The sequence below is a fragment of the Allorhizobium borbori genome (genome assembly GCF_014196535.1).
Classification (GTDB): Bacteria; Pseudomonadota; Alphaproteobacteria; order Rhizobiales; family Rhizobiaceae; genus Ectorhizobium; species Ectorhizobium borbori.
Window position 1 is genome coordinate 1 of sequence record NZ_JACIDU010000038.1, and the last position, 11,533, is coordinate 11,533.

The 11,533-nt window shown below is 61.9% G+C and carries 8 protein-coding genes and 1 pseudogene; all 9 read left to right on the top strand.

The window, feature by feature from the left end; translation table 11 throughout:
• Nucleotides 1-472: 472 nt before the first annotated feature.
• A complete protein-coding gene (locus tag GGQ66_RS22370) occupies nt 473-1,378 on the top strand; it encodes a tyrosine-type recombinase/integrase (RefSeq protein WP_183795877.1) in 906 nt (301 codons plus the stop codon).
• Nucleotides 1,379-1,381: 3 nt separating this feature from the next.
• On the top strand, nt 1,382-2,575 hold the full coding sequence (locus GGQ66_RS22375; protein WP_183795879.1) for an IS91 family transposase: 1,194 nt from the start codon (nt 1,382-1,384) through the stop codon (nt 2,573-2,575).
• A gap of 615 nt (nt 2,576-3,190) precedes the next feature.
• Nucleotides 3,191-3,277 (top strand): K(+)-transporting ATPase subunit F, encoded by an 87-nt coding sequence (gene kdpF / locus GGQ66_RS23400; protein WP_082352480.1) that lies wholly within the window; start codon nt 3,191-3,193, stop codon nt 3,275-3,277.
• Nucleotides 3,278-3,291: 14 nt separating this feature from the next.
• Complete coding sequence (gene kdpA, locus GGQ66_RS22385) at nt 3,292-5,001, top strand: potassium-transporting ATPase subunit KdpA (RefSeq protein ID WP_183795881.1); 1,710 nt, start codon at nt 3,292-3,294, stop codon at nt 4,999-5,001.
• A 9-nt stretch (nt 5,002-5,010) separates the two neighbouring features.
• A complete protein-coding gene (gene kdpB, locus GGQ66_RS22390) occupies nt 5,011-7,047 on the top strand; it encodes a potassium-transporting ATPase subunit KdpB (protein ID WP_183795883.1) in 2,037 nt (678 codons plus the stop codon).
• A gap of 2 nt (nt 7,048-7,049) precedes the next feature.
• The gene (gene kdpC / locus GGQ66_RS22395) at nt 7,050-7,619 is read left to right on the top strand and encodes a potassium-transporting ATPase subunit KdpC (RefSeq protein ID WP_183795885.1); all 570 of its coding nucleotides are present in this window, start codon (nt 7,050-7,052) and stop codon (nt 7,617-7,619) included.
• A gap of 8 nt (nt 7,620-7,627) precedes the next feature.
• Nucleotides 7,628-10,315, top strand: a complete 2,688-nt coding sequence (locus GGQ66_RS22400) for an ATP-binding protein (RefSeq protein ID WP_183795887.1) — start codon at nt 7,628-7,630, stop codon at nt 10,313-10,315.
• Nucleotides 10,312-11,001 carry a response regulator gene (locus GGQ66_RS22405; RefSeq protein ID WP_183795889.1) on the top strand — a complete coding sequence of 230 codons (690 nt, stop codon included), beginning with the start codon at nt 10,312-10,314 and terminating at the stop codon, nt 10,999-11,001. The genes GGQ66_RS22400 and GGQ66_RS22405 overlap by 4 nt, the downstream gene beginning before the upstream one ends.
• 292 nt (nt 11,002-11,293) lie before the next feature.
• Nucleotides 11,294-11,446: pseudogene (locus GGQ66_RS22410) on the top strand (transposase); the annotation flags it as partial.
• Between the last annotated feature and the right edge of the window lie 87 nt (nt 11,447-11,533).

The window sequence follows — 11,533 nt, forward strand, 5'->3', positions numbered from 1 at the left end:
GGAACTTGACCACGACCGCAGACCCGAAACATACCTAACACGCGGGTCAATTCTCGGTGGAAACGCCGGGTCAGTTCTCAGTGGCAATCAACAGATCAGCGTTTTCGAGACAATCCCGGTTTAGAGGTCTCTCCGTATATCGTGGATCACTCAAAGAACGTGAAAACTAGACAGAAAACCGGGCCGCAGACATCTTCAGCAAGAAGAACGAAGGGCATTCGCCCCGCCATGCGCACGCATCATTCAGTCGAATGAGAAAATTCACATCGTGCTTTGAGACCTTGGCGACAACGGTTTTGGTTTTGGCCCCCGGTCAGCCGCGTTACGGAGATAATTTCCGCTTTGCGCCTCCAAGCACGAACCCGCTTCGCGGGAGGGAGTGCGCTGCGAGTTTCGCATGATTATCTGAGGTTCTAGGCAGGCTGTTGGTGTTGCCTGACCATGACGTTCCCTTCAACGAGAGGAACGTTCAATGGCCAGCTTTCAACACGATGCCCCGACCACACCGCTCCGCCAGCGCATGCAGGAAGACATGCTGATGCGAGGATTGGGATCTCACACTCGGCAGGACTACATCCGTCACGTTCGGCGCTTCGCTACGTTTCTTGGGCGTGCCCCCGACACCGCGACGGTCGAGGACATACGACGTTTCCAGTTGCATCAGCATGAGAACGGAGTAGGTCCTGCGACGATCAACAGCACAGTTTCGGCGCTACGCTTTCTGTTCACAGTGACGCTGAAGCGGCGGGATCTGGCGCGGGCGCTGGTGATAACGCGCAATCCGCGCAAGCTACCGGACGTGCTCAGTATTGAGGAAGCTGCCCGCTTACTGGAGGCGGCACCTGGCATCAAATACAAGGCCGCCCTCGGTGTGGCCTATGGTGCGGGCTTACGCGTCTCCGAGGTCGCCCATCTCAAGGTCGATGACATCGACTCCAAACGCATGCTGATCCGGGTTGAACAAGGCAAGGGACGCAAGGACCGTAATGCCATGCTTTCTCCGCAGCTTCTCGAACTGCTGCGGCTTTGGTGGTGCGAAGGAAAGCGGCGCGGCGTGATGCTACCTCACGGCTGGCTGTTTCCGGGGCGTAGCCGCACCGATCCGATCTCGTCGCGGCAACTTCATCGCGCGGTTCAGGAAGCTGCCGATGTTGCCGGCATCCACAAGCGTGTCAGCCCGCATACCTTGAGGCACAGCTTTGCCACCCATCTTCTGGAGGATGGCACCGATATCCGTGTCATCCAGGTTCTGCTCGGTCATAGCAAGCTGGAGACGACGGCTCTCTATGCGAAGGTCTCCACCCGAACCATTCACGCGGTCGCGGGCCCTCTCGATCGGCTGATGGCGCTGATGGAAGGCAAAACGCCCGACGGCTGAACCATGCGTACCTCGATCGAGGTCGCCGATATCTTCCGTGCGGCAGGGCCGAACTATCGGAAAGTCCATACGGGACATCTCAGCTTGAGCCAACTCAAGGTTATGTCGGCGGTCGAGCACTGCCGCACAGCGGCACTGGCCGGACATGTCGAGGCCTGCGAGGATTGTGGAGAGTGGCGCATCGCCTACAATTCCTGCCGCAACCGGCACTGCCCGAAGTGCCAGGGCGCCGCTGCACGCACATGGCTTGCCGAACGGGAGGCCGATCTCCTGCCTGTCGGATACTTCCACGTCGTCTTCACATTGCCAGCCGAGGTCGCCGCCATTGCCTTCCACAACAAGGTGCTGGTTTACGATCTGCTCTTTAGGGCCGCATCCGAGACGATGCTGACAATCGCCGCCGATCCGAAGCATCTCGGCGCGCGCATCGGCATCACTGCCGTCCTGCACACATGGGGATCGGCCATGACCCATCATCCCCATGTTCACATGATCGTGCCAGGTGGTGGCATCGCGCTCGATGGATCGCGCTGGATAGCGTCACGTCCGGCATTCCTCCTGCCAGTTCGTGTGCTCGGCAAGCTATTCCGGCGCTTGTTCCTGACACGGCTGCTCCAACTCCACGATACCGGACGGCTCGCCTTCTTCGGTTCGGCTGCGCCCCTGGCTGATCGCCGGGCATTTGTAAGATATCTGTCGTCAGTCCGCAGGAAGCGCTGGATCGTCTATGCCAAGCCGCCCTTTGCGGGGCCGGAAGCAGTGCTTACCTATCTGTCGCGCTACACGCACCGGGTCGCCATCTCGAACAGTCGCCTGATCGCGTTCGACAAAACGGATGTCACCTTCCGCTACAAGGATTACCGCCGTGACGGCTGCAATCGGCAGCAGGTCATGACGCTTGCGGTCGACGAGTTCATCCGCCGTTTCCTGCTCCATGTCTTGCCGCGCGGCTTCCACCGCATCCGGCATTACGGCCTGCTCGCCGGCAGTTCTCGAAAGACCAGCATCGCTCGTGCCCGCGAACTCCTCAATGCTGTCCCGCCGCCCCCTGATGAGGCGAACGACGAACCGACCGACATCCGGCCGCCATGCCCTTGTTGCGGCGGACGCATGATCGTCATCGAGGTGTTCAAGCGCTGGCGACAACCACGTGGACCACCAGACGAGGCAACAACGAACCGGGAGAGTGCGTCATGACCCGGCATGGCCGATCCATAGATATGGTCTACTCACCGCAGAGCTGGCCAACGGAAAGGTCTGTGCCAGTCCCTATGGCGAGGGTTTTCAGCGCGGCAAACGTACGCTTATTCACTCCGAATATCCGCAAAACTATACCTGCAAGGCCCGCCCTCGAAGCGGCGGGACTGGCAACTGTCCCTGCGATTAACCGCCCGCTGGAAGCGACGATCCACAAAACCCCATAGCTCAGAGAATGCCGCCCGCGGGTTCCTGCATGAGAGGCTTTCGTACGCCTGACGGCACCCGAAACCCTTCACCATTTCGGTCAGTCCCGGAGAAAACCGCCGCCACGACAAGCTGACATTTCGCCCGGGTGGTACAAGACACTGCTCGGTCTGCTCTCGCCACTGCCATCGGGCAGTCGTCGACCGTTCACAGACACCCTTATCTTTTCCTTACGCCCCTCCCACTTCTTCCCAATCGAAGCCTGATCCGAAGTGGCCTTAATCCTTCTTTTGTATCAACAGGAGAAACGGACATGTCCGACTTCATCTTCATCGCGCTGGGCGCAGGCGCGCTTCTCGTGCTGGCGCTATATGCCCGCGCGCTCGACCGGCTGTAAGGGGGACGCCGATGCTTGAACCCCTTTTCGGCCTCGCCGTCGCTATTGCCCTTGGCGTTTATCTCGTCGTGACGCTGCTGCGTCCTGAGCGTTTCTGATCGGGAGCAGATCCATGACCATTGTCGGATGGCTGCAGATCAGCCTCCTCTTCCTCGCCGTCCTCTTCGTCATCAAGCCACTCGGCCTTTATATGGCGCGGGTGTTTTCCGGCGAGCGGACCTTTCTGTCCCCCGTACTCGGTCGCCTGGAGCGAGATCTCTACCGCGTGAGCGGCATCAACCCGGAAAAGGAGCAGAGCTGGCTCGGCTACACGCTCGCCATGCTCGCCTTTTCGCTGACAGGCTTCCTGGCGCTTTACGCCATGTTGCGGCTGCAGGCCTATCTGCCGCTGAACCCGCAAGGCTTTCCGGGCGTCCCCTCGGATCTCGCCTTCAACACGGCAGTCTCCTTCGTCACCAACACCAACTGGCAGAACTATGGTGGGGAGAGCACACTCAGCCACTTCAGCCAGATGGCCGGCCTCACCGTGCAGAACTTTCTGTCGGCCGCAACGGGTATGGCGCTTGCGGTTGCCATAACGCGTGCGTTCGCCCGTTCCAAGGTCGCGACGCTTGGTAACTTCTGGGTCGATATGACAAAGGCAACGCTTTACGTGTTGTTGCCGCTCGCCATCGTTGTCGCACTCGCCTTCGTGGCCATGGGCCTTCCCCAGACGCTTGATGCCTCGGTCACGGCAACGACGCTGGAAGGGGCCAATCAGGTGATCTCGCTCGGCCCCGTCGCGTCCCAGGAAGCGATAAAGCAGCTCGGCACCAATGGCGGCGGCTTCTTCAATGTCAACGCCGCCCATCCCTTCGAGAACCCGACCGCTTGGTCGAACTACCTCAACATCTTCGCCATGCTGTCGATCTCGGCGGCACTGGTCTACAGCTTCGGCCAGATGGTCGGGAACCGTCGCCAGGGCTGGGCGCTCATCTCCGCCATGGCCTTCCTGCTCATCGCAGGCGTCGCCGTCACATATTGGGCAGAAGCCCAGGGCAACACCATCCTGACGGCGATCGGCGTCGATCCCGCGCTCGGCAACATGGAGGGCAAGGAAGTCCGCTTCGGCCAAGCCATGACCGCGCTCTATGCGGCAGTCACCACCGGCCTCTCCGATGGCGGTGTCAATGGCATGCTCGGTTCGCTCACCGGGCTCGGTGGCCTCGTGCCGATGTTCCTCATGCAACTCGGTGAGGTTCTGCCCGGCGGTGTCGGCTCGGGTCTTTACGGGATGCTCGTGTTCGCGCTTCTCGCTGTTTTCGTCGCCGGGCTGATGGTCGGTCGCACACCGGAGTTCCTCGGCAAGAAGATCGAAGGTCGCGAGATGAAGTTCGCCATGCTCGCCGTGCTCATCCTGCCGCTCGTCATCCTCGGCTTCACCGCCGTCTCGGCCATGCTGCCTTTTGCGGTGGCAAGCGTCGGCACCGCGGGACCGCACGGTCTGTCGGAAATCCTCTATGCCTATACCTCGGCTGCCGGCAACAACGGCTCGGCCTTCGGTGGGCTCACCGGCAACACGGTCTGGTACAACACCACGCTTGGGATCGCGATGCTACTTGGCCGCTTCGCCTATGTCGTGCCGGTCATGGCGATCGCCGGATCGCTTGCCGCCAAGGTGAAGTCACCTGCCTCCGCCGGCACCTTCCCGACCGACGGACCACTGTTCGTCGGCCTGCTGATCGGCATCATCCTCATTCTCGGCGGCCTGCAGTTTCTGCCAGCGCTGGTGCTCGGCCCTGTTGTCGAACACTTCGCCATGCTCGCCGGCCAGACCTTCTAAGGAACCATCATGTCAAAAGACCATAAGGCCCCCGGTCTTCTCGACCCCTCGATCCTGTTTCCGGCGATCCGCGACGCTTTCGCGAAGCTCGATCCGCGAAAGCTCCTGCGCAACCCGGTCATTTTCGTAACCGAGATCGTCGCAGTCGTCGTAACGATCCTCTTCATCCGCGACCTCGCCGCAAATCCCGGCGAGGCCGGCTTCTCCGGCCAGATCGCCGCCTGGCTGTGGTTTACAGTGCTCTTTGCCACCTTCGCCGAAGCCGTGGCCGAGGGCCGCGGCCGCGCCCAGGCCAACAGCCTGAAGAAGACCAAGTCCGAACTCGTCGCCCGGCGGCTCGGCGGCAATGGCAAGACGGAAACGATCCCGGCCTCCAGCCTCAAGGTCGGCGATATCGTGCTGGTCGCCGCTGGCGAGCTGATCCCAGGCGATGGCGAAGTGATCGACGGTGTTGCCTCGGTCAACGAAAGCGCCATCACCGGTGAATCCGCCCCCGTCATTCGCGAATCCGGTGGCGACCGTTCGGCGGTGACAGGCGGCACGCAGGTACTGTCCGACGAGATCAAGATCAGGATCACCGTCCAGCCGGGCTCCTCTTTCGTCGACCGCATGATCGCCCTGATCGAAGGCGCCCAGCGCCAGAAGACGCCCAACGAGATCGCCCTGTCGATCCTGCTCTCCGGCCTGACGCTGATCTTCCTGTTCGTCTGCGTCGCGATCTGGGGCCTCGCCGGCTATTCCGGCACGGTGCTTTCGGTCACGGTGCTGGCGGCGCTGCTTGTCACGCTGATCCCGACGACGATTGGCGGGCTGCTCTCGGCCATCGGCATTGCCGGCATGGACCGCCTTGTGCGCTTCAACGTCATCGCCACCTCCGGCCGCGCCGTTGAGGCCGCCGGCGATGTCGATACGCTGCTTCTCGACAAGACAGGAACGATCACCTTCGGCAACCGGATGGCCAGCGACTTCTTGGCCGCCCCCGGTGTGACGCCGACGGAACTTGCGGAAGCCGCCCTCATTGCCTCGCTCTCGGACGAAACGCCGGAGGGACGCTCGGTCGTCGCGCTGGCGTCAGGCGAGTTCGGCATTCCCATGCCGAAGGCTGAGTTCGACGCCGTCATCGGCTTCACTGCCGAAACCCGCCTTTCCGGCGTCGACATCGGTCAGCGCCGTTTGCGCAAGGGTGCCGTCGATGCCGTGCTGAAATTCTCCGGCCTCACCCAACAGGATGCCCCGGACGAGTTTCGCCGGGCCGTCGATCAGGTCGCCCGCACGGGCGGCACACCGCTCGCCGTTGCCGACGGAAACCGCCTGCTCGGCGTCATCCACCTCAAGGACGTCGTCAAGCCCGGCATCAAGGAACGCTTTGCGGCCCTGCGCGCCATGGGCATCCGCACCGTCATGGTAACTGGCGACAATCCGGTCACGGCGGCCGCCATTGCCTCGGAAGCCGGCGTCGACGATTTCCTCGCCCAGGCAACCCCGGAAGACAAGCTCGCCTATATCCGTCGTGAACAACAGGGTGGCCGCCTGATCGCCATGTGCGGCGACGGCACCAACGACGCCCCGGCGCTTGCCCAGGCCGATGTGGGTGTCGCCATGCAGACCGGCACCCAGGCCGCTCGTGAGGCGGCCAATATGGTCGATCTCGATTCCAGCCCGACCAAGCTCATCGAAATCGTGGAGATCGGCAAGCAACTCCTGATGACGCGTGGATCGCTGACGACGTTCTCGATCGCCAATGACGTGGCCAAATACTTCGCCATCATCCCGGCTCTGTTTGTTGCGACCTATCCGGCGCTTGAAGCCCTGAACATCATGGGGCTGACGTCGCCGCAGTCCGCTATTCTGTCGGCTGTCATCTTCAACGCTCTGATCATCGTGGCACTGATCCCGCTTGCATTGAAAGGCGTAGCTTACCGTCCATCCGGTGCGGCGGCACTCTTGCAACGCAACCTGCTCGTTTATGGCGTCGGCGGCCTGATCCTTCCCTTCGCCGGGATCAAGGTCATCGACCTTGCCGTCAGCGCTCTTCATCTGGTGTAACCATGCTCAACCATATCAGACCCGCACTCACCCTCGTCGTCGTGCTCACCGCACTTACCGGTCTCGCCTATCCGCTGGCGATCAGCGGCATCGCCCAAGCGGTCATGCCTGCAATGGCCAATGGCAGCCTGATCGAACGCGACGGCAAGATCATAGGTTCGGCCCTGATCGGCCAGGCATTCACTTCGGACCGCTACTTCTGGCCACGCCCCTCGGCAACGGGGCCAGACACTTACAACGCTGCAGCCTCGTCCGGTTCCAACCTCGGCACGACCTCGGTCAAGCTGACGGAACGTGTAACAGGCGATGTTGCACGGCTAACAGCAGCCGGCATCGCACAACCTGTTCCCGCCGATGCTGTGACGACCTCCGGATCCGGTCTCGACCCGCATGTCTCACCGACCTTCGCCGAAGCCCAGGTGGCGCGCGTTGCAACGGCGAGGGGATTGGAGCCCGCCACCGTCGCGGCACTTGTCGCGCAACACGTCGAAAATCCGGACTTCAGCGTTATCGGCGAAGCAAGAGTGAATGTGCTAGAGCTTAACCTGGCCCTCGATGCCCTGAAGATGTGAGCGTGTGAATGGCGGATGACGACCGCAGGGACGATCGACGTCCCGATCCCGATGCCCTGCTTGCCCTGGCGGACAAGGACCGCCGGGGCAAGCTGACCGTTTTTTTGGGTGCCGCACCCGGCGTCGGCAAGACCTATGCGATGCTGTCGCGCGCCCGACGCCTCAAGGCGGACGGTATCGACCTTGTCCTCGGACTGGTGGAGACCCACGGTCGCGGCGAGACGGCAGCACTGCTCGAGGGTCTCGAGATCCTGCCAAGGCGCAGGGTGGCCCATCGCGGCCGGATGCTCGAGGAGTTTGATCTCGATGCCGTGCTGGAAAGGCATCCCCGCATCGTCATCGTTGACGAACTCGCGCATTCGAACCCGCCAGACAGTCGCCACCCGAAGCGCCATCAGGACATCGAGGAACTGATATCCGCCGGGATCGATGTCTGGACGGCACTCAATATCCAGCACCTCGAAAGTCTCGCGGATCTCGTCGCCCAGATTACCGGCGTCACGGTGCGCGAGCGCGTGCCCGATGTTGTGCTGAAACGGGCCGACGACGTACTGCTCGTTGATCTCGCCCCATCCGAACTCATTGAGCGACTTAAGGAGGGCAAGGTCTATCTGCCCGAAAGCGCCAGCCGCGCCGTCGACCGTTTCTTCCGTCTCGGCAATCTGACGGCGCTGCGCGAACTGGCGCTTCGCCGTACCGCCGACCGTGTCGACGATCAGATGGTCGATTATCTAAGACAGAATGCCATCGATGGTCCTTGGGCAACGGGCGAGCGGCTATTGGTCTGCGTCGGCTCCGATCCCCTGTCGGAAAAGGTCGTCCGCGTCGCGAGCCGGCTCGCCTCGGGGCTCAACGCGCCTTGGCTGGTCGTTTCGATCGAGCGGGCCGACCGGGAAGTCGAGACACCAGAACGCCTGCAGCGAATCGAAGCGCTCTTCCGCCTGGCCGAACAGCTCGGCGCCGAAACACGCCGCGTCATCGGCAATGATTTCGTCGGAGAGATCCTCAAACTCGCTCGCCGGGAGCATGCCACCCAGATCGTCATCGGTGCCCGCAAGCACAGCCGCTGGCCGAAGCTCGTTACCCGCTCGCTGCCCAATGCCCTATCCCGTCGCGCGTCTGGCCTCGGAATCCACATCGTCACGCCAGATACCTCGATAGAGGATATGCGACGTCCCGTCTTGCGCATTCCCCAGGCGACAGCCTTTCGCCAGGCGGTGGCGTCCGCCTTCGGTTTCGTGGCGATCACGACGATGATCGGCAAGGGCATTGATATGTTCATCGAACTACCGAACATATCGCTGCTCTTCCTGTTGGCGGTGCTCGGTGCCTCCGTCGCAGGTGGCTACATGGCCGCCTTCCTCGCGGCTGCAATGTCGGCGCTGGCTTACAATTTCTTCTTCATCGATCCGATCAACACCTTCACGATTGCCGCACCCCACGAGGTCTTCGCTCTCTTCATCTTCTTCGCGGCGGCCCTGATCGCCGGTGGCTTCGCATCCCGCATCCGCGAGCAGGCGGAAATCGCGCGGGTAAGGGCGACAGCCCTCCAGTCGCTCTATGATTTCTCCCGCAAGCTCGCGAGCACGGCCAAGAGCGAAGATGCGATCTGGCTCGCCGTCTCGCAATTGCAGGCGAGCGTCCGACGCAGGGTAGTGCTTCTGGTTCCACGCAAAGGGGATCTCAGCGTCGCAGCCGCCTGGCCGCCGGATACCGAACTCGACGTGACGGACATGACAGCAGCTCGCTGGACACACGACAAGCGCGAGCCGGCCGGCCATGGCACAGGCACGCTTCCCAACAGCCGCTTCGAGTTTCGCCCCCTGCTAGGACCGCACGGCATCGTCGGGGTCTGCGGTATCGAACATTCCGCAGAAAGGCTCGACCTCAACGCCGAACGCTCGCTGACCGCCATCCTCGATCAGACCGCGATCGCGCTTGATCGGGCGCGCCTTGCAGACGAAACCGTCGAGCAGGCCGCGAGGCTGGAGGGCGAACGATATCGCGAAGCGCTGCTCTCCTCGATCTCGCATGATCTCCGCACGCCACTCGCGACCATCACCGGCGCCGTCACAGGACTGCGCCAGCTCGGTGAGCGAATGACGCCGGAAAATCGCGACGATCTCCTCCAGTCCATCGAGGAGGAAAGCAGTCGCATGAGCCGCTTCATCGCCAATCTGCTCGACATGACCCGGATCGAGGCCGGCACGCTGAAGCCCAAGCAGGACTGGGTGGATATCGCCGACGTTGTGCAGTCGGCGGTGGAGCGCACTCGCAAACACGCACCGGGACGCGTCATCGAGACCGGTATTGCCGCAGATCTGCCGCTGATCCGCGGCGACAGCGTGCTGATTGGCCAGGTGCTGTTCAATCTCTTGGACAATGCCGTGAAATACGGGGGCGAAGAGCCGGTCAATGTCTATGCGCGCCGCGATGGCAAGGACGTGCTGATTTCGGTCACCGATCTCGGCAAGGGCATTCCGCCCGAGGATCTGGACCGGATCTTCGAAAAATTCTATCGCAGGGGCAAACCGGATGGCCGCTCGCCGGGCACCGGCCTCGGCCTCTCCATCGCCCGCGGCTTCGTCGAGGCTATGGGCGGCAGGATCCATGCGGAGAGCCCGGCGCTTAAAAAGCGGGGCACGCGCATCGTCATGCGGTTCCCGGGAAGTGACGAAAAAAGCGAGATTACATGAAACAGTCCCTTATCCTGGTCGTCGATGACGAGCCGCAGATCCAGCGCTTCCTGAAACCCTCGCTGACGGCTGCCGGTTACGAGGTGGTTGAGGCCGGCACTGGAGCCGGAGCGCTAAAGGCCGTGGCCACCCAGGCACCGGATCTCGTGATCCTTGACCTCGGCCTTCCCGATATGGACGGCAAGGACGTGATCGCGAGCCTTCGCGGTTGGTCGGACATTCCGATCGTCATCCTCTCGGCCCGCGACCGCGAAAGCGAGAAGATCGCGGCGCTCGACCTCGGCGCCGACGACTATGTCGAAAAACCCTTCGGCATTGGCGAGTTGACGGCGCGCATCCGCACCGCACTGCGCCATCGTGGACGCCGCGACGCGATACCGACCGTCATGGAAGTCGACGGGCTGACCATCGATCCGATCAAGCGACTCGTCTCGCGAGGCGACGCGCTCGTGCACTTGACGCCCAAGGAGTATGACCTGCTCCTTCTACTCGCCCGCCATACCGGTCGAGTCGTGACCCACCGCACATTGTTGACCACCGTTTGGGGGCCTGCCCACGGCGACGACCTGCATTACCTCCGCGTGTTCATTGGCCAGTTGCGCCAGAAGATAGAGCGGGATCCGACCCAGCCCCGGATCGTGCGCACGGAACCAGGCGTGGGCTACAGGATGGCTGAACAGGAGTGACATCGAACTCCAGCGCCGCACGGAATGTCACGTGAGGCACGATATCCGGGTTAACGACGGCTCTTCTTTCTACTTCAATCGAATGAACGATGTGCTTTCAAACTGCAGAAGCGGACGAGCGCGATATAGAGTCCTTTGATCGTGCATTTCGCCCTTGGCCAATCGTGGCCGAAGGAAAACTCAGATGATTACAGCACAATTTGCTCCTGCGGCACTGGGTCGACCGGCTTGGAATGCCGGCCGGCATTGGCGGCGTAAAGAAACCCCTCAAGCAGCAGCAGATATTAGTAAGGCCTTCCTGTCGCGACCTATAGAAGGCGACTGGCCATACCTGTGGATCGACGCCACCTACCTCAATGTCCGGCGTGGTGGCCGCATCGTTTCCGTCGCTGTCATTATCGCAATCGGCGTCAACACTGATGGACGGCGCGAGGTTCTAGCACTACTTTGGCAGATTGATTATTTAGGGCTTCCCTGCGCGGAGTTTCGGTGATTCATAAGGAACCAGCTTTTGAAGGGAGCTGGTGATGAA

Coding starts and splice junctions, on each gene's coding strand:
- GGQ66_RS22405 (WP_183795889.1), top strand. CDS start 10,312: ATGAAACAGTCCCTTATCCTGGTCGTCGATGACGAGCCGCAGATCCAG.
- kdpB (WP_183795883.1), top strand. CDS start 5,011: ATGTCAAAAGACCATAAGGCCCCCGGTCTTCTCGACCCCTCGATCCTG.
- kdpA (WP_183795881.1), top strand. CDS start 3,292: ATGACCATTGTCGGATGGCTGCAGATCAGCCTCCTCTTCCTCGCCGTC.
- GGQ66_RS22400 (WP_183795887.1), top strand. CDS start 7,628: ATGGCGGATGACGACCGCAGGGACGATCGACGTCCCGATCCCGATGCC.
- kdpC (WP_183795885.1), top strand. CDS start 7,050: ATGCTCAACCATATCAGACCCGCACTCACCCTCGTCGTCGTGCTCACC.
- GGQ66_RS22375 (WP_183795879.1), top strand. CDS start 1,382: ATGCGTACCTCGATCGAGGTCGCCGATATCTTCCGTGCGGCAGGGCCG.
- GGQ66_RS22370 (WP_183795877.1), top strand. CDS start 473: ATGGCCAGCTTTCAACACGATGCCCCGACCACACCGCTCCGCCAGCGC.
- kdpF (WP_082352480.1), top strand. CDS start 3,191: ATGCTTGAACCCCTTTTCGGCCTCGCCGTCGCTATTGCCCTTGGCGTT.